Here is a 23,041-nt window from a genome sequence, read left to right as displayed (position 1 = left end):
TTTTACGCCGAGTTTAAAACGATATATTACTCAAAATACGATTTAAATTAATTAAATATCTCGTTATATTAGTTTTATTATTCTTTTATTCCCTCTTAATTCGATGATTGTAATAATAGCAATAATTATATCTTTACCTAAATTATAATATTACATATCCTAGAGACAAACATTGATTAATATCCAACTAAGTCGTGTTTTGATTTAAATTTGAGGCTCATTTAAAGAATAAAGGTCGCTATATTACAAGGAAAGATAGCATCCCCCATACCTTATCTTATTCTAATTGACGTTTCTCTTATTTAATCAGTCTCTTTTATATACCCGAATTATGGATTATTAACCACGGAAGGAAACGGACTAGCAACCAAGGATGGTTTATCTCTTCAATAACAACTCATCTCTTTTATTCACTCTTCTATTTCACGTTTATCTTACAATAAATATATGTAGCATTACCTAGCATCAAATAAGAATAATTATTATTTATTATCCATTATCCATAAATAAAATAAGGCTCTACTTATTTTAAAGTTAATAAGCAGAGCCTTTCTCTTTATTATGCTTATTTTATAGCATTTATTTATTCTGCTTCTTTACCATAATTAGGAGAACGAGGACCATACAGAATGCCATTCGCATTTCCAGCAGAAAGTAAGCGAACACTGGTTATGCCTGCAATTTGATAGCTTTTATCTGATACTGTATTCACAATTTGATTCACAACCGCTGAAACCAGCATCCCGACTAAACTCCCCGATGAACCTTCTGTTTCTGTACTTGATGCCGTTGCAGAACTGCTCCACAACACGCCACCATTACGAAGATCAACAAGCTTAGCAGCACCAGTCACTCTCGTATCGCTAGAAATAATTTGATATGACGTTCCAAACTCAGTGATATCTAAGTATAAAACAGCATCAGCACCAAAGATTTCACGTAATTTATTAGGACTTACTGCATGAATGTCCCCTGCCATGGATAAGCCATTTTGCTTAAATGTCTCTTCAACAACAGCAACAGGGAACACGTAATATCCTGCTTCTGCCAATGGATATGTCACTTGGGATAAGAAACTGTGTCCAGCTCCAACTTCTGTTGTATGGTTTTGGGGCACCAAGACTAGAATGCTTTTTGGTTTACTCTGTTTAAATGCAGAGTAATCTGTTTTAACAGGCTGGGCGCAACCCGTTAATACCAGTGCAAAAGCCAAACAAATTAAAGTAAATAAGCGACTCATTGTTGCATTCCTTTATTTTTCATCAGGCGATCCATAAATTCCGCTGATTCTGGGTAAAGTGCTTTCTCTTCACTAAATTCAGCCATCGCTAAATCTAACGCACCGGTTGCACCGTATAACATACCTAAATGTGCATGTAATCCCGGTGGAATACCTAATGATTTGGCACGAGAAAGCTCAATACTTTTCTTTAATGCATCGATTTGTGCTTGAGGATCACTTTCACTTTGTTGATAGTGCTGATACACCACTTGTTGATAACTATCCCAGTTATAAAGTGGTTTAGGGCCACTTGTACAACCCGTCAGCAATAATGCACCCAGGACTAGGCTTATTAATGATTTAGACATCGTTATATCCTTATAAAAGGCGCATTATTTTGAAGGCTGCCAAGCATTGCTTTCAATACCTGCAACTAAATTATTAACCGCTTCACGAATAGCTAAATCAAGCACTTTACCGTTAAGTGTTGAGTCATAGCTTGCTGTTCCACCAAACCCAATGATTTCACGATTAGATAGCTCGTATTCGCCCGCGCCTTGAGATGAGAACACCACTTCTGATGTATTCACATTCACAACATTTAAGTTCACTTTGGCATAAGCAACTTGTGTTTTACCGCGGCCTAAAATACCGAATAATTGACGGTCACCAACTTCTTTACGACCAAATTCAGTGACATCGCCAGTGATAACATATGTTGCACCTTTTAGCTGTTGGCTTTGTCCTTTAATGCCAGCTTCTTCTTTTAATTCAGATAAGTTAGCTCTATCTAATACATTAAAACGCCCTGTTTGCTGTAAGTGCGTCATTAAAATCGTTTTGGATTGATTTCCTAATCTATCAACTCCATCAGAGAATATTCCATTCATATAACTAGAACGGTTATCAAACTTACCAATAGAAATAGCGCTCTTAGTGCCTGTATAAGTTGTGTTATAGGTTGCAACTTTAGCAACTTCTAAAGAGCGCGAAGATTCTGATGCACACCCTGCAAGTAATGATGCCGAAACCAAGATCAAACCAAGCGATAATTTATTTAAATTCATATTAATAACCCAATAAAGGTGAAGTAAACCTATAGATATTCATTCTATTAATTGAAATAGAGTTGATATAAACGGAAATAATAATTTTCAGTTTTAGCTCATAAAGCCCACACTTATAAACCTCAGTAATAATAAGGTTAAAAGATAAATCAGCTCTTATTCATAATATAAAGGCAATCAGCGACGGGGAGAATAGACGATGGGTGATAAAAATAATAACAAATAAAAATAGAGATAAAATAGAGAATGCTTTATCTATTATTTTATCAATATCCCTTAAGTCAGTTTAAAATTAAACTTATAAAAAATGAAAAAGAATTTGTATTACGTTGCTATTTAATTAATTCTTATAAATATCTTTATCTAAAAGCAACATCTAAATAATGTGTAATAAAAAACGTGATATAACCAATATTAGTTATATCACGCTCACTATTTTCACACTTTTTACCGACTAATACGGTAGCAATAAATGCACTATTAGCGTTTTTTTCCAAATGCAGCAGCTAAAGCGTCACCCATTGCACTATTTCCCGCATTATTACCATTATTTATTGGCTGGCGGTTATTGCGAGCTGGTTTCTGCCCTTTGTTGTTTCTAGCTGAATTCGTGTTATTTGATGATGATTGTTTTTTATCACTATCACCTGCAACTTCATCTAAACGCATAGTCAGTGCAATGCGCTTACGAGCTAAATCAACCTCAAGAACTTTAACTTTAACAATATCCCCGGTTTTCACCACTGTGTGTGGATCTTCAATAAATCGGTCTGCTAAAGAAGAGATATGAACCAAACCATCTTGGTGTACACCAATATCAACGAATGCACCGAAATTAGTCACGTTAGTCACAGTTCCCTCAAGGATCATGCCACTGACTAAATCATTCATCGTTTCGACACCCTCAGCAAAGGTTGCGGTTTTAAACTCTGGGCGTGGGTCACGTCCCGGTTTTGCTAACTCTTTTAAGATGTCATTTATTGTTGGTAAACCAAATTGCTCTGTAATAAATGCTCTAGCATCTACTTGTGAAATTAGAGCGTTATTGCCCATCAAATCATCAATTTTTTGATGTGTAGATTGTAGAATATTTTCAACTACTGGGTACGCTTCAGGGTGAACCGTTGAGGCATCTAGTGGATTTTTACCATCACGAATACGTAAGAAACCAGCACATTGCTCAAAGGCTTTCGGCCCTAAACGCGCCACTTTGAGCAGCTGTTTTCTATCAACAAAACGACCGTTTTCATCACGCCAGCTAATAATATTTTGAGCAATAGATTGGCTAAGCCCTGCAACACGCGTTAATAACGGTACTGATGCTGTATTTAAATCAACACCAACACCATTCACACAGTCTTCAACGACAGTATCAAGTTTTCTCGCTAATAATGTTTGGCTAACATCGTGCTGATATTGACCAACTCCAATCGATTTAGGGTCGATTTTTACAAGTTCAGCCAATGGATCTTGTAAGCGACGCGCGATAGAAACCGCACCACGAATAGAAACATCTAAATCAGGGAATTCATTAGCCGCAAGCTCTGATGCTGAATACACCGATGCACCTGCTTCACTAACAATCACTTTTTGCGCTTTCACTTCTGGGTAACGTTTTACTGTTTCAGCGAAAAAGCGCTCTGTTTCACGAGATGCCGTACCATTACCAATCGCCACTAGTTCAACATTATGCTTAATACACAACGCAGCTACACTTGCCGCCGCTTTATCAGCTTGTCCTGTATGTGGATAAATTGTATCTGTGGCAATTAATTTACCAGTGCTATCAACAACCGCAACTTTAACACCGGTGCGTAAACCAGGATCAAGCCCCATTGTGGCACGCATACCAGCAGGAGCCGCCATCAGTAGATCATTAAGATTACGAGCAAAAACATTAATCGCTTCTTCTTCCGCTTTTTCTCGTAATTGGCCCATCAATTCTGTTTCAATATGCATTAAAACTTTAATGCGCCAAGTCCAACTAACAACAGCTTTACGCCAGCTATCAGCGGGTTGATTATTTAAACGTAATCCTAAATGTTCCGTGACCAGTTGTTCACCGTAGCTCTCTTTAGGCGCTTCTTCAAATTGTGGATCAGGATTGAGTGATAATTGAAGGATCCCTTCATTTCGACCACGAAACATCGCTAATGCGCGGTGAGAGGGAACATTCGCGATAGGCTCATGGTGATCAAAATAATCACTAAATTTTGCCCCTTCGGCTTCTTTGCCTTCAATCACTTTGGCAACAAGATGCGCATTTTTCCATAAATATTGACGAACTTTCGCCAATAATCCAGCATCTTCTGAAAAACGCTCCATTAAAATATAACGCGCGCCATCTAAAGCCGCCTTCGTATCATCAACACCTTTTTCTGTATTGATATAAGCGGCTGCCGCTTCTTCTGGATTATTTTGTGGTTCATTCCACAGTAAATCCGCTAAGGGTTCTAATCCATTTTCAATCGCAATCTGACCACGAGTACGGCGCTTAGGTTTATAAGGAAGATAGAGGTCTTCAAGCTCTGTTTTACTTTGAGTTTCATTAATTGAAGAACGTAATTCGGGCGTTAGCTTTCCTTGTTCTTCAATTGATTTTAAAATTGTTTGGCGGCGATCATTGAGTTCCCTTAGGTAACCGAGGCGAGTTTCTAATTGACGTAATTGCGTATCATCTAATCCGCCGGTGACCTCTTTACGATAACGGGCAACAAATGGCACCGTATTCCCTTCATCCAGTAACGTTATGGCCGAAAGGACTTGCTGGGGCTTAACCGAGAGCTCATCTGCAATAATTCGGCTTAATGATTCATTCATAAAATATTTACCTACCGAGAGGAATAGTTAAAAAAGATGGCTATTATACACGCAGAGCACTAAAAAAATTTGGCAAATTTCCCATCTAGCTCGACAATTATGAGGAAATTAACAGATTATTTTAACATTCACGCTATAGTACCTTTATGAAATTCAATGTTGATGATAGTTTTTATTCGTAATGGCAAAAAGTAACTATATTACTCGCGATGGCTGGTATGCCTTAGACAAAGAGCTAAAATATCTTTGGAAAGAAGAGCGCCCGCGTGTTACACAATCGGTTTCAGAAGCAGCGGCACAAGGCGACCGTTCAGAAAATGCTGAATATATTTATGGAAAGAAGCGATTACGTGAAATTGATAGACGTGTTCGTTTTTTATCAAAACGCCTTGATGAATTAAAAATCGTTGACCCTGATCCTCGCCAAGAAGGAAAAGTCTATTTTGGTGCTTGGGTCACGCTTGAAGATGATGACGAAAATGTCAAAACCTTTAGGCTTGTGGGTCCCGATGAGTTTGATCCAGCAAAACAGTGGATTTCTATTGATTCCCCTGTTGCCAGAGCGCTTATTGGTAAACAAGTTGATGATGAAATTAGTGTGCAAACACCAGGTGGTGAAGTTAATTACTGCGTATTATCTATCAAATATTATTCGGAATAAGATAAATAAATAGTTTTATACCCTTTCCTGAGGCTAATGAACAAGTTTTATCTATAAATTATTAACATTTATTCTTTGGTTTTGGTTTAATATTCTTATCGATGATAGAATTCACTAATAAAAGCATTTGCACTTCGGGAGCTTAAAAAATGCAAGAAAGTTATAAAGTGCTAATCGTGGATGATGATTTACGTCTACGTTCACTCTTAGAGCGCTATTTGACAGAGCAGGGTTTTCAAATCCGTACTGCTGCAAACGCCGATCAGATGGATCGTCTGCTCACTCGTGAATCTATCCATCTTATTGTGCTCGATTTAATGCTTCCTGGTGAAGATGGCCTATCTATTTGCCGCCGCTTAAGAAGCCAAAACAACCCAATCCCAATTATTATGGTGACTGCAAAAGGGGAAGAGGTTGATAGAATTGTTGGGCTTGAAATTGGTGCTGATGATTACATCTCAAAACCATTTAACCCAAGAGAACTCTTGGCACGTATTCGCGCCGTTCTTCGTCGTCAAGCAAATGAATTACCGGGCGCACCGTCACAAGATAACGCCATTATCTCTTTTGGTAAGTTCAAGTTAAATCTTGGTACACGCGAAATGTTCCACGAAGAAGAGCATATGCCTCTGACTAGTGGTGAGTTTGCTGTATTGAAAGTACTAGTATCTCATCCTCGTGAGCCTCTTTCTCGTGACAAATTAATGAGCCTTGCTCGTGGACGAGAATACAGTGCGATGGAGCGTTCAATTGACGTTCAAATCTCTCGTTTACGTCGCATGATTGAAGAAGATCCAACACATCCTCGTTACATTCAAACGGTTTGGGGTCTTGGTTACGTCTTTGTTCCTGATGGAACCAGCGCTCAATGAGAAGGCTGAGGCTTTCCCCTCACAATAAACTAACACGTTCTTTATTTCTGGTTATCTCGCTACTTTTTTTTAGCTTGATAGCCAGTTATATCGTTGTGCAGCACCTTATTGTTGGGCCAAGCCTTCAGCAATTTAATAAAGTATTAGCGTATGAAATACGCACGTTGATGCCTGAAGAACTGATCCTCGTTGATGGCACTCCGCTAAAAATCTCCCCTGCTTTACGCAATAAAATCTATAACGAATTAGGCATTTCTTTCTTTGATAAAAAAGCAGCACTTGAAGAAGGGCTTTATTGGGCAAAAATAGATGATGAATTAAGTGAACAGATGACTGAATATCTGGGGGGGGAAACCGAAATTTGGATCGAGAATACGCTGGAATACCCTGTTTTATGGGTCAATACGCATATGTCTCCCTCGCTTTGGATACGTGTTCCGTTGACTGAATTAGGACAAAATTTCTTACTCCCTGTTTATCGACAAGCGATTATTTTTATTATTATCGTTGTCGCATTTTTCTGGCTCTATAGTCGTTTTCAAAATCGCCCACTAAATGAAGTAGAATATGCAGCGCGCCGCATCGGAAAAGGGGTTATTCCTCCACCTATTCCTGAATCTGGCTCTTCTGAAATGCGCTCAATTATTCGAGCCTTTAACCAGATGTCATCAGGAATTCGCTCATTAGATAATGATAGAACACTCGTTATGGCAGGTGTCAGCCATGATTTGCGTACGCCATTGACTCGAATTCGCCTGGCAACTGAAATGATGAGTCCCGAAGATAGCTACCTCGCAGACTCTATCAATAAAGATATTGAAGATTGTGATGCCATTATTGGGCAATTCTTAGACTATATGCGCACAGGTAAAGAGATGTCTTTAGAGCTGTGTGATATGAACAATCTCTTGCAAGAAGTCATTTCAGCCGAATCTAATTCAGGAAAAATCAGTGAAGAACATCTTCATCCTGAACCCATTAATATCACAGCTAACCCGATTGCGGTAAAACGAGCACTTGCCAATATGGTCGTGAATGCCACTCGCTATGGCAATGGTTGGATAAGCGTTTCAAGTGGAAAAAATGAAGAATATGCTTGGTTCCAAGTTGAAGATGATGGCCCCGGTATTCCACAAGAAGATAGACAACGCCTTTTCCAACCTTTTGTTCAAGGTGAACAAGCACGAAGCTCAACAGGTGCGGGTTTAGGATTATCCATTATTCGTCGTATTATGGAGGCTCATGGTGGTTATGTTGAGCTTGATGATAGCGTTAAAGGTGGATTATTAATTCGAGCTAATTTCCCATTAAAAGCGCGTGAAGATGAGGATGATTAATCCTCTCTATTTCAAATATTGAAGTGTTTTTTTATTACACCATTTCCATTCTAATTTCTCTCCTCCTATAAATATTTCATCATTTTTTTGCTTTGTCATAAAACTGTCACAATTAAGACATTTAATTGTCATCAAACTGACCTATTGTCTGTGCGTACCGTAACCGAAGTTGATAGATGTCGAAAATTATTCTACCTATCCCACAGGAGGGATTATGAAACTGATGCGTACCACCCTGACTAGTGTCATTGCCGCTGCGTTTTCAATGACCGCTCTTTCTGCACAGGCAACGACCTCGCTGACTGGTGCTGGCGCAACGTTCCCTGCCCCAGTTTATGCTAAATGGGCAGATTCCTATCAGAAAGAAACGGGTAACAAAATTAACTACCAAGGCATTGGATCCTCTGGTGGTGTTAAACAAATCAATGCAAATACTGTTGATTTTGGTGCTTCTGATGCACCATTAACAGACGAAAAATTACAAGCTGATGGTTTATTCCAATTTCCTACCGTAATTGGTGGCGTTGTTATGGCAGTCAATATTCCTGGTATCAAATCAGGTGAACTGACCTTAGACGGCGATACTATCGGTAATATCTATCTAGGTAAGATCCAAAAATGGAACGATCCTGCCATTAGCAAACTCAATCCGGGCGTAAAATTACCAGACCAGAATATCGCGGTTATTCGCCGAGCTGATGGTTCAGGAACATCTTTCGTTTTCACTAGCTACTTATCAAAAGTAAATAGCGCATGGAAAGATGAAGTCGGCGCTGGCTCGACTGTTAAGTGGCCGACAGGCTTAGGTGGAAAAGGGAATGATGGTATCGCCGCATTCGTTCAACGTGTACCGGGTTCAATTGGTTATGTTGAATATGCTTACGCGAAACAAAACAACCTTGCTTATACTAAATTAGTCACCGCTGACGGCGAAGTAATTGCACCAACAGCAGATAGCTTTAGTGCCGCAGCAAGAAAAATTGATTGGAGCAAAAGCTTTGCACAAGACCTAACTAACCAGAAAGGTGAAAATGCATGGCCGATTACTTCAACTACCTTTATCTTAGTGCATCAAAAACAGCAAAATGCAGAAAAAGGTAAAGAAGTACTGAATTTCTTCAACTGGGCTTACGACAAAGGTAATCAAGAAGCGAAAAATCTAGATTACGCCGTATTACCTGTCGAAGTTGTAGAACAAATTCGTGCCGCATGGAAAACAAGCATTAAAGACAGTAATGGTAAACCGATTTACTAATAAAATCGGTAACCATTAAGAGATAAGTTAACGTTCACCCCCTGCTAAACAGGGGGTAATAAATTAAAAGAGGCTTTATGGCCGAGCATACAACGGTAATAAAGGCCCCTAGTAAACGAGGGGACGTTATTTTCAGCGCACTGGTTCGTCTAGCTGCGTTGATTACACTTTTGCTTTTAACAGGTATCATTGTTTCACTGATTTTCGCTTCATGGCCAAGTATTCAACAATTTGGCTTTTCGTTCTTATGGACAAAAGAATGGGATCCTCCTGCGCAGGAATTCGGTGCATTAGTGCCTATTTACGGCACCATTGTAACGTCAATCATCGCGCTGGTTATTGCCGTTCCTGTCAGTTTTGGTATCGCTCTTTTCTTAACTGAATTAGCCCCTAACTGGTTAAAACGCCCGTTAGGTATTGCTATTGAGTTACTCGCAGCTATTCCAAGTATTGTTTATGGTATGTGGGGGCTATTTGTCTTCGCACCGCTCTTTGCAACCTATTTCCAAGAGCCAGTAGGCAATGTGCTTTCTTCTATTCCTATCGTTGGTGAGCTTTTCTCTGGCCCTGCTTTTGGTATCGGTATCTTAGCGGCGGGTGTGATCCTCGCTATCATGATTATTCCTTATATCGCTTCTGTTATGCGTGATGTGTTTGAACAGACGCCTGTCATGATGAAAGAGTCTGCCTACGGCATTGGCTGTACAACATGGGAAGTGATTTGGAATATCGTTCTACCTTATACCCGCAATGGCGTTATCGGTGGTGTGATGTTGGGATTAGGACGCGCCTTAGGTGAAACCATGGCGGTAACCTTTATCATCGGTAATACCTACCAATTAGACTCTGCTTCGCTGTTTATGCCGGGTAACAGTATCACGTCTGCATTAGCGAACGAATTTGCTGAAGCAGAGACAGGATTACACACCGCTGCATTAATGGAATTAGGGCTTATCCTGTTTGTCATCACCTTTATTGTCCTTGCGATTTCTAAGTTTATGACATTACGTTTATCAAGAAATGAAGGAGCGCGCTGATATGTCTAAAACATCCTCTTCTTCATTACAAGTTCAAACAGAAAGCGAACTGCGTATACGCCATAAACGCCAACTATGGCGTCGTCAAAAAAACCGTATCGCACTGTTTTTATCTGTCTCAACTATGGCATTTGGCCTTTTTTGGTTAACGTGGATTTTATTCTCCACCTTCACCAAAGGCTTTGATGGTATGTCATTAGCCCTTTTCACAGAGATGACTCCGCCACCTAATACGGAAGGTGGTGGATTAGCTAACGCCATTGTCGGTAGTGGATTATTGATTTTATGGGCAACGGTGATTGGAACACCACTTGGTATTCTTGCAGGGATTTATCTTGCTGAATATGGTCGTCGTTCATGGCTTGCTGAAACCACTCGTTTTATTAACGATATCTTGCTGTCAGCGCCATCAATTGTTGTCGGGCTCTTTGTCTACACCATTGTTGTCGCACAGATGCAGCACTTTTCAGGATGGGCAGGAATTATCGCATTAGCGTTACTGCAAATTCCTATCGTTATTCGCACCACTGAAAATATGTTGAAGTTAGTACCTGATAGCTTACGCGAAGCCGCTTATGCATTAGGAACACCAAAGTGGAAGATGATCTCTAAAATCACCTTAAAAGCCTCAGTATCAGGCATTATCACAGGTGTATTATTAGCGATTGCACGTATCGCAGGCGAAACTGCGCCACTGTTATTTACTTCACTATCAAATCAATTCTGGAGCACAGACTTAAACGAACCGATAGCTAACTTACCAGTGACTATCTTTAAGTTCGCCATGAGTCCTTTCGCAGAATGGCAAGAGCTTGCCTGGGCTGGCGTATTACTTATCACCCTCTGTGTTCTATTTATCAATATTATCGCGCGCGTGCTATTTGCTAAACGCAAGCACGGTTAACGCAGAAAGTTAAGCAAGAGAGACGTTGAATGATTATGGCTAATGATAACGCAGGAAATAAAATTCAAGTTCGTGATTTGAACTTCTACTACGGTAAATTCCATGCGCTGAAAAATATCTCTTTAGATATTGCCAAAAATAAGGTGACTGCATTTATCGGCCCTTCTGGCTGCGGTAAATCGACCTTACTGCGTACTTTTAATAAAATGTATGAACTTTATGGCGAACAACGTGCAGAAGGTGAAATTCTGCTAGATGGCAACAATATCCTGACAGATAAACAAGATATTGCGCTATTACGCGCCAAAGTCGGAATGGTATTCCAAAAGCCAACACCATTCCCGATGTCGATTTATGACAACATTGCCTTTGGTGTACGTTTATTCGAAAAATTGTCTCGCGCTGATATGGATGAACGTGTTCAGTGGGCTTTGACTAAAGCCGCATTATGGAACGAAACCAAAGATAAATTACATCAGAGTGGATATAGTCTGTCTGGCGGTCAACAACAGCGTTTATGTATAGCACGCGGTATCGCTATTCGCCCTGAGGTTTTATTACTTGATGAGCCTTGTTCAGCACTTGATCCAATCTCAACAGGTCGTATTGAAGAACTTATCAGTGAACTCAAATCAGAATATACCGTGGTTATCGTGACACATAACATGCAACAAGCGGCTCGTTGTTCTGATCACACTGCATTTATGTATTTAGGCGAGTTAATTGAATTTAGCGATACGGATACGTTATTTACGCGTCCTGCGAAAAAACAAACTGAAGATTACATCACTGGGCGTTATGGCTGATAACGAGGCAATAAATGGATAATTTAAATCACAATAAGCATATTTCTGGTCAATTTAATGCTGAGTTAGAGCATATCCGTACTGAGCTGATGGTTATGGGTGGGCTTGTTGAAGAGCAACTGAAAAAAGCTGTTATGGCAATGCATAATCAAGACCAAGCATTAGCAAATGAAGTTATTCAAGGTGACCATAACGTCAATATGATGGAAGTCGCCATTGATGATGCGTGTATGCGAATTATTGCTAAACGCCAGCCAACAGCGAGTGACTTACGTTTAATTATGGCGATATCAAAAACGATTGCTGAGCTAGAACGTATTGGTGATGTTGCTGAAAAAATCTGTAAAACCGCACTTGAAAAGTTTTCACACCAGCATCAACCACTGCTCGTGAGCTTAGAATCTTTAGGCCAACACGCTATACAGATGCTTCACGATGTTCTTGATGCGTTTGCGCGTATGGATTTGGATGAAGCAGTACGTATCTATCGTGAAGACGCTAAAATTGATAACGAATATGAAGGCATCGTCCGTCAATTAATGACTTATATGATGGAAGATCCTCGCACCATTCCTAGTGTGCTAACAGCACTATTTTGTGCGCGTTCTATTGAACGTATTGGCGACCGTTGTCAGAACATTTGTGAGTTTATTTTCTATTATGTAAAAGGTCATGATTTCCGCCATTTAGGGGGCGACCAAGTAGAAAAAATGCTAACAAAAAATGGCGATAGCAACGCCTCTAAATAAATTTCTCTCTCTTTTTCTTCTCTTCAAAACAGCGGCACTTATGTCGCTGTTTTTTTTATTCGTTCATAAATTAATACCGTTCTAGCTCAATACTTTTCCTCACCTTATTCCTTAAAAGCATATCCATATCAATTTTTATTATTTTATGAACTTAGATCAACTTGATAGCGTGATATCCAACATAACGATGATAATTCTTTTCTTTGGGGTGAATAATGAAATTACGTGTCTTGGCAACCGCATTAATTGCAGGCTCTGTGCTTTTCTCTGGTATTGCAAAAGCAGATAAGCTCGACGATATAAAAAAAGCAGGTGTAGTACGTATCGCGATTTTTGACAGTAATCCTCCGTTTGGATTTATTGATCCTCAAACCAAAAAGCTCGCAGGTTATGATGCAGATATCGCCAATGAAATCGCCAAAGATCTAGGTGTGAAAGTGGAACTGCGTCCAACAAATCCAGCAAACCGTATTCCACTTTTAAGCTCTAAAAAAGTCGATTTAATCGCAGCTAACTTCACCATTACCGATGAACGCGCTAAGCAAGTTGACTTCTCTGTTCCTTACTTTGCAACTGGACAAAAATTTATTGCACGTAAGGGTGTTTTAACTAACCCAGAACAAATTCACTCACTGCGTATTGGGGCTGATAAAGGCACTGTTCAAGAAATCACATTACGTGAACGCTATCCTGACACCAAAGTTATCTCTTATGACGATACACCACTGGCTTTCGCTGCATTACGTAACGGTAACGTACAAGCTATCACACAAGACGATGCAAAATTAGTCGGTTTATTAGCAAATCTTCCTGATGCCATTAAAGCCGATTTTGAAGTGTCATCATTTAGCATCACCCGTGAATACCAAGCAGTTGCAGCAGCTAAAGGTGAAGAGCGTTTAATTAACGAAATCAATAACACCCTATTAAGATTGGAAAAAGAAGGTAAAGCAGACGAGATCTACAATCGTTGGTTTGGCCCTGAAACAAAATCGGCTCAACCTCGTGGTGACTTTAAATTTGCCCCACTATCAGAGCAAACACCACAATCTTGATCTTTAAAGCGTAATAACTTTCTTCTTTCATCAAAACAAAGTTATTCCTTTATTAAAACACCTACCCCGCCTTTGCGGGGTTTGGTGTCTACAATAGGCCTATTATATGTTTGAGCAATTTCTTTCACATTACCTTCTTGAGCCACACTATTTAAGTTGGCTTTGGAGTGGTTTTCTAATCACCTTGCTTATCTCTTTTTGGACTATTGTCATTGCAACATTAATGAGCTTTGCCCTTAGTGCTGCAAGAGATAGCGCTTTTGCACCATTACGCTGGTTAGCCACGGCTTATACTTCACTGTTTCGTAATACTCCGCTGTTAGTACAGTTATTCTTTTGGTATTTCGCATCAGGCGAAATTCTGCCACAAAGCGCCATGATATGGTTAAACACGCCTCATGAGATTGCATTTTTAGGTGTAACGCTTTCTTGGCCTTCTTTTGAGTTTTTAGCGGGCATTGTGGGTCTGACATTTTACTCAACGCCATTTATTGCCGAAGAGCTAAGAGCCGGAATTCAAGGTGTTAAACAAGGGCAAAAGTATGCCTCTTTGGCATTAGGTCTAACACAATGGCAATCTATGCGTTATGTGATTTTACCCCAAGCCTTTCGTATTGCTCTGCCCCCTTTATTGGGTCAATACATGAATGTGATAAAAAATTCATCACTAACGATGGCTATTGGTGTTGCGGAGCTTTCTTACGCATCAAGACAAGTTGAAACAGAGTCTTTACGTACCTTTGAAGCCTTTGGCGTTGCAACGGTTCTCTATATTACAGCAATCGCATTGATGGAAGCTTGGGGACAATGGCATCAGCAACGTAAACTAGCACAAGGGTATTAATATGGACTTTACTGTTATTGCTGATAACTGGCAGTACTTACTCTTTGGTGCTTATCCTGACGGGCCGTTAGAAGGTGCAGCACTAACCGTATTTATCAGTATCATTGCAGGTATTGCATCAATTATTTTAGGTACACTAGGTGGCATTGCTTTGGCTATGCTTAGGGGCGTATGGGTTAACCTTTTTGCGGCTTTTTTAGGTTTTTTCCGCGCAATTCCCGTCATTATGTTGATATTTTGGGTCTATTTTTTATTGCCTGTTGTATTAGGGATGGAAATACCTGAAATCACCACCGTAATTTGTGCGTTAGCTTTAATTACATCGTCTTATATTGCGCATGGTGTTAAAGCTGGTATTTTGGCGATTGGAAAAGGGCAATGGCAAGCAGGGTTATCGTTAGGTTTTAATCGCTGGCAAGTGTTGTGGTATATCGTATTACCACAAGCATTACGCATGATGGTGCCTTCATTTATTAATCAGTGGATAGCCTTAATTAAAGATACTTCACTAGCTTATGTAGTGGGTGTGGGTGAGCTTTCTTTCTTAGCGACCCAAGTAAATAACCGCAGTATGGTTTATCCAATGGAAGTTTTTCTATTCGTTGCTTTTATCTATTTTATTCTCTGTTTTTCATTGGAAATTATTGCCAATAGAGTGGCTAAATTATTCTCAACACAAAAAGAGAAACGCCCTTTTTGGCAAATGGTGTTGCCGTTTAAACAACAATCATTTGTTAAGAAAGAAGTGGGATAAACAAAAGAGACTCACTTATTGTTTTAATAAAATAAGTTAGTCTCTTTATAATTAATTTATTCATTATCAACTAGACTTATTACCGCTTTAGCATTCGCCATAGTCATAAATAAACGATATTCATTTTGGCTAAATGAAGAAAAACCTAATCCTTGATACATACTTTTTGCAATATCATGTTTTGCATCTACGATAATCATGGGTATTGGAATATTACCTGATGAATTTATTGCCTTTCTTACAGCATCAACTAATAAAATAGCCCCTAAACCTTGGCGTTGATACTGCTGACTAATTGCTAACCGCCCGATTAATACACAATAGAGCTCTTTGGGATATTTTTTCCCGATTTCTTGCGGTAATTCATCTAAATCGATAGTACACAATGCTAATGAATAAAATCCTTTAATTTTTGTAGGCTCGATTTCACTTGTTAATACAAAAGTACGTGCTAAATCTTTTTCATGATGTTGATTGGATATTGCTTTCAAGTAGTTATTAAGTGTTTTATCGCCACAATCAAAAGATGTTCTATCATGTATTTTTTTATTCAGAGGACTTATTTTCATCAAGAATTGTTTCCTTATGCTTGCGCGCGGCACGAAGGAAGCGATCATTTATTTCGATTGGTTTTTCCAATGCATTAATAAAATCTAAAGCGTCTTCCTGACAAAGTTTAATACGCATATCTTGCTCGATTAGCCGTTTAGCTTCAGCAATAGCTGCTTGTACAATAAAACTATTTAAACTCGTATAACCTGATAATGATAAAGCCTTTTCTAACAAAATTTTCATTTCGGGACTAATACGCGTTGTGATCCTTTCATTTGATAAAGTAGGCATAATTCCTCCACCTCTTTATTAAAACTTATTTAATAGCTGTTATTTATAAGACTAGTAAAACTTCAAAACAGCTCACTTTTCAAGCAAGATAATATGATCAAATTTTAACAAAGTAAATGAAATGTGCCATTTTGACACCATGCAATTATTAGCACTAACTAAACTTAGTTTATTAAATATCTCCGTCCATTTTTGATACCTTCACGGTAGCGCCCTACGCAATCGATTACTTTTTTTAGGTGCAGTCATTGTTTTATTTGTGTAGGATAAAGCGAAAAACATTTTTTTTGGGATCTTTTGTCTATGAGCATGTCATCACCAAATTCTGGATCACAGGGTTTGCTCCAACGCCTGTTTAAGCTACAAGAACACGGCACAAACGCTCGCACCGAACTGATTGCGGGTATCACGACTTTCTTAACGATGGTTTATATTATCTTCGTTAACCCTCAAATTCTTGCTGCTGCCAATATGGATATCAAAGCCGTCTTCGTGACGACCTGCTTAATTGCGGCTTTCGGCAGTATTTTAATGGGATTAGTGGCAAATCTACCTATTGCCGTTGCGCCTGCAATGGGCTTAAACGCATTCTTTGCCTTCGTAGTCGTTGGTGCTATGGGCTACTCATGGGAAGTTGCTATGGGTGCAATCTTTTGGGGTGCAGTAGGGCTATTTTTACTGACTCTCTTTCGTATTCGCTACTGGATAATTGCCCATATTCCACTGAGTTTACGTGTTGGTATTACTAGTGGTATCGGTCTTTTTATCGCCATGATGGGCTTAAAAAACTCCGGTATTATTATTCCTAACAACGATACCATCGTTACTATCGGTAATTTTGCTTCTCATAACGTATTATTAGGTGCATTAGGCTTTTTTATTATCGCTATTCTTGCTGCTCGTAATATTCATGCCGCAATTCTTATCTCAATTGTTATCACCACTGTAATTGGTCTTCTTTTAGGTGATGTTCAATATCAAGGTATCTTCGCTGTTCCTCCTTCTATCACAACCGTTGTTGGTAAAGTTGATATTATGGGTGCCTTAGATATCGGTCTTTCTGGCGTGATCTTTGCTTTTATGTTGGTTAACTTATTTGACTCATCAGGCACATTAATTGGTGTCACTGATAAAGCAGGTTTAACTGATGACAAAGGCAAGTTTCCACGAATGAAACAAGCGTTATATGTCGACAGCTTAAGTTCTGTTGCAGGCTCTGCAATGGGAACATCTTCTGTAACAGCCTTTATCGAAAGTACTTCCGGGGTTTCAGTTGGTGGTCGTACAGGTTTAACTGCCGTTGTTGTGGGTATTCTGTTCTTACTCGCTATCTTCTTGTCACCACTAGCAGGTATGGTGCCAAGCTATGCAACAGCAGGGGCACTGATTTATGTGGGTGTATTAATGACATCCAGCCTTACACGCGTGAAATGGGATGATTTAACAGAATCTGTTCCTGCTTTTATCACCGCAGTTATGATGCCATTTAGCTTCTCAATTACCGAAGGTATCGCACTAGGCTTTATTGCTTATTGTGTTATGAAAGTGGGTACTTTCCGCTGGAAAGAAATTAATCTATGTGTCGTGATTGTTTCACTGCTATTTATTTTAAAAATATTGCTGATTGATACTCATGTGATTGATTTGAATTCTTTATTCTAATATTCAATAAATTAAGATCATCATGATACAGACAAAACGGCACCAATAACGTGCCGTTTTTTATAAGAAAAGAGGTGACTATGCACGTACTTCTACAAGTAGATTTTCCTTATCATGGTCCTTTCGATGATGAAATGACACAAGCTATGGATGCATTATCTGCATCAATCAACCAAGAACCTGGTTTTATTTGGAAAATTTGGACTGAAAATAAAGAAACCCAAAAGGCGGGCGGGATTTATCTTTTTGATTCAAAAGAAAATGCTCAAGCTTATTTAGAGAAACACAGCGCTCGATTAAAATCGTTTGGTATTCCTGAAGTACGTGGTGATATTTTTGCAGTAAACCAAGCTTTAAGCTTAAAAAATCAAGCCTCGTTTTTGGCTAAGTAGCTAAAAGCACAAGTGTTATATGCCACTTGTGCCTTTCTATTTTCTGTAATTATTCAGCTATTGTGGGCAACAACAAACCAAAAACAATAGAATCAGAAACTTCATCACCGACTATCCAACGCTGTTTTAGATACCCTTCTTGCTCAAAACCTAATTTCGCTAACAATGCAGCCGATGCTTTATTATCGGGATGGATATCTGCTTCTAGACGACGAACAGATAGATGTGTTTGAAGATATGCAATAAACGCCAGCATCGCTTCTTTCATAACGCCTTTACCTTGGTAAGCAGTATCAAGGCAATACCCAATTTCGCCACGTCGTGAATTAGGGTAATGATTAAAGAAAACACACATGCCCATCAGTGCATTTGTTGCCTTATCTATCACCGCTAAGCGCAGATACTCTTTTCTTTCCATATGCGTGATATCTTGAATAATATCTTCTTGCGCTTCTTGCAGTGACTGCCAAGGAAGATGACTCCAGTAGCGCGTCACTTCAAGTGAACTCATGATCTTAAACCAATCTTCAGCATCCCCCATTTCAAAAGGACGTAACCTTAATCTTTCTGTTTCAACCTGAATATCAGCGTAACGCATCTCTACTTTTCCTTATGTGTTTTTGGCGCCACAAACGCAATACAAACTGGCTCGGCAATAGCATCGGGCTCAGCGCGAAATATTATCTCTTGAGTATCGGCTATTTTTAAACTCGGCCAGTGTTTTAAACCTTCATCAAAATGTGCTTTCTCACAGTAATAGCCAACTTTACTGATCAATACGACACCTTTTTCTTCTAATTGTTGAAGTGTAATATGTCGATTATAAATATTAGGGGGCTGCACATTCGCTTCTAATATCCAAGGCTGTGAAGATAATGGTCTATCTTTGCCATAAAAAGTGACCCATTCATGCATATACTCGCCACCCACATATACAAGTGGTGTGTGATAATGCTGATACCAAGCTTGCTCAACATCTTGCACAAAGGTTTTTACACCAATAAATTTTTGACCTGCATTACGCACATTAGCAGCTTGAACAACAGTATAACCAGAAACAACCAACATCCCGAAAACGCCTAAACCATACAATGCCCCCCGTAATGAACGTTTGGGCATGACACTAATTGAGCCGACAAAAAGTGCAGTCGTAATCGACATAAAGGGTTGTAACCACTCACTGATACGCCCCCCTTCATGAAAACTAAACCAAATAAAAATAATCGTTAATGGAAACAGAAAAATAAAATTGAGTAATTGGCTATCTTTAGAAGCAGACCAACTTACACGTCCACCATAAAAACGTAAAATCCCCCACATTAAAATCACAGGGTAAAAAACAGTGAGTGCAGCACGAGTGGTACGTAAATTAAAACGGTTTTCGATTTGTGAATCGACCCACTTAAAAGCGGCAAAATCGGTTTGCCATAACCAAATAAAATTGGGAATAACAAAAGCAAACCAAATAGCTAACGCTAAATAGAAATAAGGTGAACAATAACTTGCTCGAACTTTAGGCACAAAAAGGCTTGATAAAAATACAGAACCAATAAAAGCTAATGATGAATATTTTCCCATTGTGGCAATACCCATCGTAATCGCAAAACCAATCCAATATTTTTGATTGTCATTAATAGCACAAAGGAAAAAATAGAACGCCCATGCCCAACAACCAACTAGAATATAGTTATCGTTATAAGGAATAATATCAAAGTTGATAACGCCAGATAAATTAAGCGCCAACATAGCAAACCAAGCTAAGTTAGTATTTTGTGTCAACTTATAGGCTAAGTTCCAAACTCCCAATAGCCCAACGGCAATGACAATAAAGTGGATAAAATACCAATAAAAGCTAAAATCAATACCGCCGTAAATGGCAGGTGTCATTATAAAGCCAACAAACCAAGGATTTTTAGGGGAGCCCCACCCTCCGTTAGTGCCCCAGTTGACAGCCTCTACGGCATCATAAGGCACTGTAGGGTCAAAAAGATAACTCACTAAGATCCAAATTGCCGCATAACCAATAACCCACCAATATACTGGTTTACGTAATTGCGCAGATGATAATGTCATAATAAATAGAAATTTAAGTTAATTAATTTAGTTTAGTCGTTAATTGATGTCACAACACAGTAAAGTATAGTGAAACGAACCGCACATTGTACGTGAGCAAAAATTAAATTGTCTTAAATTTGCGCTTTTATTGAAAATTTGTTTCTGATAGATTGCGCAACCAAGAAGATCACTATCGAGTTACCATTATGAATATGATTAAAAGAAAGCCCGCAGCTAAAGCACGTAAGAAATCGCGTGAAGAGCTGAACGCGGAAGGACGTGAACGTAAACGTCAAAAAAAACACCGTGGCAATCCTGCCGGTAACCGTCAGCAGGAAGCGGAAAATAAACAGCAAGCTAAAAATACAGCGCCGAAAGATCCGCGCATTGGTAGCAAAAAACCGATCCCTCTGATTGTGGGCGATGCACCAAAAGTTGTGAAGAAAAAACCTGCGCCAGTTAAAGCAGAGCCAGTTCGTTTAACGCCTGAACAAGAGTTAGACCTGTTAGAAAACGATACACGTTTAGATGAATTACTGTCTCGTCTTGAAAACGGTGAAAAACTCAATGCAGAAGAACAGGCTTATACTGAGAAAACCCTTGATCGCATTGACGAATTAATGGTTGAGCTAGGTATTGAGTTTGAAGATGATGACGATGAAGAAAAAACTGAAGACATCATGCAATTACTAAAAGGTAAATAATCAAAAGGCTCGTTATTCGCCTTAATTGCCTTACATCTAACGGATATCAATAACTTATTGATATCCGTTGTTTTTTATAAGGTATTCACTTTTTTATTTTTCATTAATCCTCACCATTAACAATAGATTAATTAACCACCTTAAGCTCAGATAACTCCATCTATTCCTCTCTTGTTATCCCTGATATTCTATTTTTCTATCTTTAATATACGAGTGATAAAAAACATGGATAACAGACAGCAGTACTTAAATATCGCAGCCGGGCAAGGAGAAAAAGTACCCTCTCGTATAGTGGCTTTTCCTGCACAGCCACTAAACTATGCGCTTATTGAGCAACGCCTAGAAGAACAAACTGATTACACTGATGGTGAAATCAATTATCTAAGTGAAAATATTGATGACGGTTTTTTCTATCGTTGCCAGCAGGGTGATGACGAGTTACATTTTTTTGTCTGTCTTTATCCTCGTGATGAAGATTACGAAATACGTCCAATGTATTCGACTGACGAACTCACACCACAACTACTCGCACATGCGAATGCCACAACGCAAGATTTATTATTAGAAACACTTTTTACTGAAGCCTTGCATCCTTTGGCCAGCTATCGCCATCAATTGAATTTTTTGAATATTATCGCACCTGAAATGGTCTTAGCATTAGATGAATCAGCGGCAGGCAAAGCATTAACACCTGAGTGGATCCGCTTTCAATTAGAGACCCCAGACCTCTATCCTGAAGTAGAAAGCTTATATGTTATTCATGCTGTCTATGACACAGAAAATGATCCACCAACCATGTTCTGGTTCCACACTCATGGATTAGCACGCTGTGGTTTAACCGAAGTCGATTTAGTTATTCCAAGTATGCTTGAGTCTTACTATGGCATTCCTGATCTCTTCCGTTGCTTTGTTAACAACAGTATTAATCATCGCCAAATTGAATTTGGTGAACCGATGCTTTGTGGTCAAACATCATCAGGCTTGGAGTATCTTGTCGCCTTACCTTTTGAAGAAGGCATTCGCCATGTTAATCAATCAACACCGCTTAAAAGCCTTAGACCTTTAGAGGAAATGCGTTATGACACTGAAGGCGCACCAAATGGCATTTTCTTGGGTGATTTAGCCGATCGCGATGAATATCATCAACATCCATCTTCCATGCTATTTAGAACCAATGAAGAAAACCCAGTTTTAGAAACCTTCTTTAGAGGTTATGAAGAACAACAAGCGATGATGCTACTGCGCAGTAATGAAGAAACCTACGAGATGTCTGAAAAAGCCAAGCGACGCTGGGAATACTTCGTTTCTATGTTTGATAACTACAATCAACCGCCTGTTGAGAAAAAAAGTGGTTTCCTCTCTAAGTTATTAGGAAAAGACAAACCTGAAGATACCGAAAACCCTTGGCAGTTTATGATCAAGTTCGGTATTCCTTATGGTGAAGGGGAAGAAAAAGAGCTAGAGCATATGTGGTTTGTACCGCAATCTCGTGATGGAGATACCATTTATGCAAAATTACTCAATGTGCCGTTTTATGTTGAGGATATGCAAGAAGGTGAAACCTACCCTATCAACACGGCATTAATAACAGATTGGGTTGTTTCATATGAAGATGATAGTTATACCCCTAACAATATTTACCAACTTTTTAGCCACCAACAAACTCACTAATTAGCGAGTATTTCATCATGACAACGCGAGCTTTTTACTTAAGCTCGCGATCTCCATATTCTTGAAATCTACTTTTATATTATTACCCGTTAACATCATTAACTGATTGTTATTTTGTTGCTACGTTGACATTTCAACTCTTCACATTTTGTTTTTGTCTAGTAACAGATAAGGTAAACAGCCTATTTTCATCCCAATATCTTTTCTCTGGTTGATTTAAATCAAGTGTAGATAAGCGTAGACTAGGCTAAATTATACCCAATAAGGATAATTATAATTCTCATTAGCATTAAAAATATTTATTATAATTACCCTGACTATTATTGTGTGA

At 39.0% G+C, this 23,041-nt stretch carries 23 protein-coding genes; 15 read left to right on the top strand and 8 right to left on the bottom strand.

Annotation, left to right across the window (positions count from 1 at the left end; genetic code table 11):
• Positions 1 to 583: 583 nt before the first annotated feature.
• From GTK47_RS03405 to GTK47_RS03390, 4 genes are all read right to left on the bottom strand, one after another.
• Positions 584 to 1,240, bottom strand: coding sequence for a DUF799 domain-containing protein (locus tag GTK47_RS03405; RefSeq protein WP_165122147.1), 657 nt, complete (start codon positions 1,238 to 1,240; stop codon positions 584 to 586).
• The gene (locus GTK47_RS03400) at positions 1,237 to 1,590 is read right to left on the bottom strand and encodes a DUF4810 domain-containing protein (RefSeq protein ID WP_165122146.1); all 354 of its coding nucleotides are present in this window, start codon (positions 1,588 to 1,590) and stop codon (positions 1,237 to 1,239) included. Before GTK47_RS03400 ends, GTK47_RS03405 begins: the two co-directional genes overlap by 4 nt.
• Before the next feature lie 24 nt (positions 1,591 to 1,614).
• On the bottom strand, positions 1,615 to 2,289 hold the full coding sequence (locus GTK47_RS03395; RefSeq protein ID WP_075671346.1) for a CsgG/HfaB family protein: 675 nt from the start codon (positions 2,287 to 2,289) through the stop codon (positions 1,615 to 1,617).
• A gap of 480 nt (positions 2,290 to 2,769) precedes the next feature.
• On the bottom strand, positions 2,770 to 5,109 hold the full coding sequence (locus GTK47_RS03390) for a Tex family protein (protein WP_165122145.1): 2,340 nt from the start codon (positions 5,107 to 5,109) through the stop codon (positions 2,770 to 2,772).
• Between the two features lie 181 nt (positions 5,110 to 5,290).
• Here GTK47_RS03390 and greB point away from each other — a divergent pair, with 181 nt between their 5' ends.
• From greB to GTK47_RS03335, 11 genes are all read left to right on the top strand, one after another.
• Complete coding sequence (gene greB / locus GTK47_RS03385) at positions 5,291 to 5,770, top strand: transcription elongation factor GreB (RefSeq protein WP_165122144.1); 480 nt, start codon at positions 5,291 to 5,293, stop codon at positions 5,768 to 5,770.
• A gap of 149 nt (positions 5,771 to 5,919) precedes the next feature.
• Positions 5,920 to 6,642, top strand: coding sequence for a two-component system response regulator OmpR (ompR, locus tag GTK47_RS03380; protein ID WP_036933800.1), 723 nt, complete (start codon positions 5,920 to 5,922; stop codon positions 6,640 to 6,642).
• Positions 6,639 to 7,979 (top strand): two-component system sensor histidine kinase EnvZ, encoded by a 1,341-nt coding sequence (envZ, locus tag GTK47_RS03375; RefSeq protein ID WP_165122143.1) that lies wholly within the window; start codon positions 6,639 to 6,641, stop codon positions 7,977 to 7,979. The genes ompR and envZ overlap by 4 nt, the downstream gene beginning before the upstream one ends.
• Positions 7,980 to 8,193: 214 nt before the next feature.
• On the top strand, positions 8,194 to 9,234 hold the full coding sequence (gene pstS, locus GTK47_RS03370) for a phosphate ABC transporter substrate-binding protein PstS (protein WP_075671260.1): 1,041 nt from the start codon (positions 8,194 to 8,196) through the stop codon (positions 9,232 to 9,234).
• A gap of 77 nt (positions 9,235 to 9,311) precedes the next feature.
• Positions 9,312 to 10,271: a phosphate ABC transporter permease PstC gene (gene pstC, locus GTK47_RS03365; RefSeq protein ID WP_165122142.1), complete on the top strand. Its 960-nt coding sequence runs from the start codon at positions 9,312 to 9,314 to the stop codon at positions 10,269 to 10,271.
• Position 10,272: 1 nt separating this feature from the next.
• Positions 10,273 to 11,175 carry a phosphate ABC transporter permease PstA gene (gene pstA, locus GTK47_RS03360; RefSeq protein ID WP_165122141.1) on the top strand — a complete coding sequence of 301 codons (903 nt, stop codon included), beginning with the start codon at positions 10,273 to 10,275 and terminating at the stop codon, positions 11,173 to 11,175.
• A 29-nt stretch (positions 11,176 to 11,204) separates the two neighbouring features.
• A complete protein-coding gene (gene pstB / locus GTK47_RS03355) occupies positions 11,205 to 11,981 on the top strand; it encodes a phosphate ABC transporter ATP-binding protein PstB (RefSeq protein ID WP_088494316.1) in 777 nt (258 codons plus the stop codon).
• Positions 11,982 to 11,995: 14 nt separating this feature from the next.
• On the top strand, positions 11,996 to 12,730 hold the full coding sequence (gene phoU, locus GTK47_RS03350; protein WP_165122140.1) for a phosphate signaling complex protein PhoU: 735 nt from the start codon (positions 11,996 to 11,998) through the stop codon (positions 12,728 to 12,730).
• Positions 12,731 to 12,945: 215 nt separating this feature from the next.
• Complete coding sequence (locus tag GTK47_RS03345; RefSeq protein WP_165122139.1) at positions 12,946 to 13,785, top strand: ABC transporter substrate-binding protein; 840 nt, start codon at positions 12,946 to 12,948, stop codon at positions 13,783 to 13,785.
• A 106-nt stretch (positions 13,786 to 13,891) separates the two neighbouring features.
• The gene (locus GTK47_RS03340; protein WP_165122138.1) at positions 13,892 to 14,629 is read left to right on the top strand and encodes an amino acid ABC transporter permease; all 738 of its coding nucleotides are present in this window, start codon (positions 13,892 to 13,894) and stop codon (positions 14,627 to 14,629) included.
• A 1-nt stretch (position 14,630) separates the two neighbouring features.
• The gene (locus tag GTK47_RS03335) at positions 14,631 to 15,383 is read left to right on the top strand and encodes an amino acid ABC transporter permease (protein WP_165122137.1); all 753 of its coding nucleotides are present in this window, start codon (positions 14,631 to 14,633) and stop codon (positions 15,381 to 15,383) included.
• A gap of 56 nt (positions 15,384 to 15,439) precedes the next feature.
• Here the strand turns inward: GTK47_RS03335 and GTK47_RS03330 are convergent, their stop codons facing one another.
• Positions 15,440 to 15,952 carry a GNAT family N-acetyltransferase gene (locus tag GTK47_RS03330; protein ID WP_165122136.1) on the bottom strand — a complete coding sequence of 171 codons (513 nt, stop codon included), beginning with the start codon at positions 15,950 to 15,952 and terminating at the stop codon, positions 15,440 to 15,442.
• Entirely contained in the window at positions 15,930 to 16,226 is a 297-nt protein-coding gene (locus GTK47_RS03325) for a DUF1778 domain-containing protein (protein WP_109408979.1), read from the bottom strand. Before GTK47_RS03325 ends, GTK47_RS03330 begins: the two co-directional genes overlap by 23 nt.
• A 303-nt stretch (positions 16,227 to 16,529) precedes the next feature.
• Here GTK47_RS03325 and GTK47_RS03320 point away from each other — a divergent pair, with 303 nt between their 5' ends.
• Together GTK47_RS03320 and GTK47_RS03315 are read left to right on the top strand one after the other, a co-directional pair.
• Positions 16,530 to 17,888 (top strand): NCS2 family permease, encoded by a 1,359-nt coding sequence (locus GTK47_RS03320; RefSeq protein WP_075671246.1) that lies wholly within the window; start codon positions 16,530 to 16,532, stop codon positions 17,886 to 17,888.
• Positions 17,889 to 17,968: 80 nt separating this feature from the next.
• Positions 17,969 to 18,280, top strand: a complete 312-nt coding sequence (locus GTK47_RS03315) for a monooxygenase (protein WP_165122135.1) — start codon at positions 17,969 to 17,971, stop codon at positions 18,278 to 18,280.
• Between the two features lie 49 nt (positions 18,281 to 18,329).
• Here the strand turns inward: GTK47_RS03315 and GTK47_RS03310 are convergent, their stop codons facing one another.
• On the bottom strand, positions 18,330 to 18,878 hold the full coding sequence (locus GTK47_RS03310; protein WP_165122134.1) for a GNAT family N-acetyltransferase: 549 nt from the start codon (positions 18,876 to 18,878) through the stop codon (positions 18,330 to 18,332).
• A gap of 2 nt (positions 18,879 to 18,880) precedes the next feature.
• Positions 18,881 to 20,353: a glycosyltransferase family 39 protein gene (locus GTK47_RS03305; protein WP_165122133.1), complete on the bottom strand. Its 1,473-nt coding sequence runs from the start codon at positions 20,351 to 20,353 to the stop codon at positions 18,881 to 18,883.
• A gap of 188 nt (positions 20,354 to 20,541) precedes the next feature.
• Here GTK47_RS03305 and yihI point away from each other — a divergent pair, with 188 nt between their 5' ends.
• Together yihI and GTK47_RS03295 are read left to right on the top strand one after the other, a co-directional pair.
• The gene (gene yihI / locus GTK47_RS03300) at positions 20,542 to 21,039 is read left to right on the top strand and encodes a Der GTPase-activating protein YihI (RefSeq protein ID WP_165122132.1); all 498 of its coding nucleotides are present in this window, start codon (positions 20,542 to 20,544) and stop codon (positions 21,037 to 21,039) included.
• Positions 21,040 to 21,264: 225 nt separating this feature from the next.
• On the top strand, positions 21,265 to 22,710 hold the full coding sequence (locus tag GTK47_RS03295) for a DUF4026 domain-containing protein (protein ID WP_165122131.1): 1,446 nt from the start codon (positions 21,265 to 21,267) through the stop codon (positions 22,708 to 22,710).
• Positions 22,711 to 23,041 lie beyond the last annotated feature (331 nt).

The organism is Proteus sp. ZN5 (genome assembly GCF_011046025.1).
Taxonomy (GTDB): domain Bacteria; phylum Pseudomonadota; class Gammaproteobacteria; order Enterobacterales; family Enterobacteriaceae; genus Proteus.
This window is presented reverse-complemented; position numbering and strand designations above follow the sequence as displayed.

Coding starts and splice junctions, on each gene's coding strand:
- GTK47_RS03305 (WP_165122133.1), bottom strand. CDS start 20,353: ATGACATTATCATCTGCGCAATTACGTAAACCAGTATATTGGTGGGTT.
- GTK47_RS03325 (WP_109408979.1), bottom strand. CDS start 16,226: ATGCCTACTTTATCAAATGAAAGGATCACAACGCGTATTAGTCCCGAA.
- pstS (WP_075671260.1), top strand. CDS start 8,194: ATGAAACTGATGCGTACCACCCTGACTAGTGTCATTGCCGCTGCGTTT.
- GTK47_RS03320 (WP_075671246.1), top strand. CDS start 16,530: ATGAGCATGTCATCACCAAATTCTGGATCACAGGGTTTGCTCCAACGC.
- GTK47_RS03295 (WP_165122131.1), top strand. CDS start 21,265: ATGGATAACAGACAGCAGTACTTAAATATCGCAGCCGGGCAAGGAGAA.
- GTK47_RS03390 (WP_165122145.1), bottom strand. CDS start 5,109: ATGAATGAATCATTAAGCCGAATTATTGCAGATGAGCTCTCGGTTAAG.
- GTK47_RS03395 (WP_075671346.1), bottom strand. CDS start 2,289: ATGAATTTAAATAAATTATCGCTTGGTTTGATCTTGGTTTCGGCATCA.
- GTK47_RS03315 (WP_165122135.1), top strand. CDS start 17,969: ATGCACGTACTTCTACAAGTAGATTTTCCTTATCATGGTCCTTTCGAT.
- GTK47_RS03310 (WP_165122134.1), bottom strand. CDS start 18,878: ATGCGTTACGCTGATATTCAGGTTGAAACAGAAAGATTAAGGTTACGT.
- yihI (WP_165122132.1), top strand. CDS start 20,542: ATGAATATGATTAAAAGAAAGCCCGCAGCTAAAGCACGTAAGAAATCG.
- GTK47_RS03335 (WP_165122137.1), top strand. CDS start 14,631: ATGGACTTTACTGTTATTGCTGATAACTGGCAGTACTTACTCTTTGGT.
- pstB (WP_088494316.1), top strand. CDS start 11,205: ATGATTATGGCTAATGATAACGCAGGAAATAAAATTCAAGTTCGTGAT.
- GTK47_RS03340 (WP_165122138.1), top strand. CDS start 13,892: ATGTTTGAGCAATTTCTTTCACATTACCTTCTTGAGCCACACTATTTA.
- envZ (WP_165122143.1), top strand. CDS start 6,639: ATGAGAAGGCTGAGGCTTTCCCCTCACAATAAACTAACACGTTCTTTA.
- GTK47_RS03345 (WP_165122139.1), top strand. CDS start 12,946: ATGAAATTACGTGTCTTGGCAACCGCATTAATTGCAGGCTCTGTGCTT.
- GTK47_RS03330 (WP_165122136.1), bottom strand. CDS start 15,952: ATGAAAATAAGTCCTCTGAATAAAAAAATACATGATAGAACATCTTTT.
- greB (WP_165122144.1), top strand. CDS start 5,291: ATGGCAAAAAGTAACTATATTACTCGCGATGGCTGGTATGCCTTAGAC.
- ompR (WP_036933800.1), top strand. CDS start 5,920: ATGCAAGAAAGTTATAAAGTGCTAATCGTGGATGATGATTTACGTCTA.
- phoU (WP_165122140.1), top strand. CDS start 11,996: ATGGATAATTTAAATCACAATAAGCATATTTCTGGTCAATTTAATGCT.
- pstA (WP_165122141.1), top strand. CDS start 10,273: ATGTCTAAAACATCCTCTTCTTCATTACAAGTTCAAACAGAAAGCGAA.
- GTK47_RS03405 (WP_165122147.1), bottom strand. CDS start 1,240: ATGAGTCGCTTATTTACTTTAATTTGTTTGGCTTTTGCACTGGTATTA.
- pstC (WP_165122142.1), top strand. CDS start 9,312: ATGGCCGAGCATACAACGGTAATAAAGGCCCCTAGTAAACGAGGGGAC.
- GTK47_RS03400 (WP_165122146.1), bottom strand. CDS start 1,590: ATGTCTAAATCATTAATAAGCCTAGTCCTGGGTGCATTATTGCTGACG.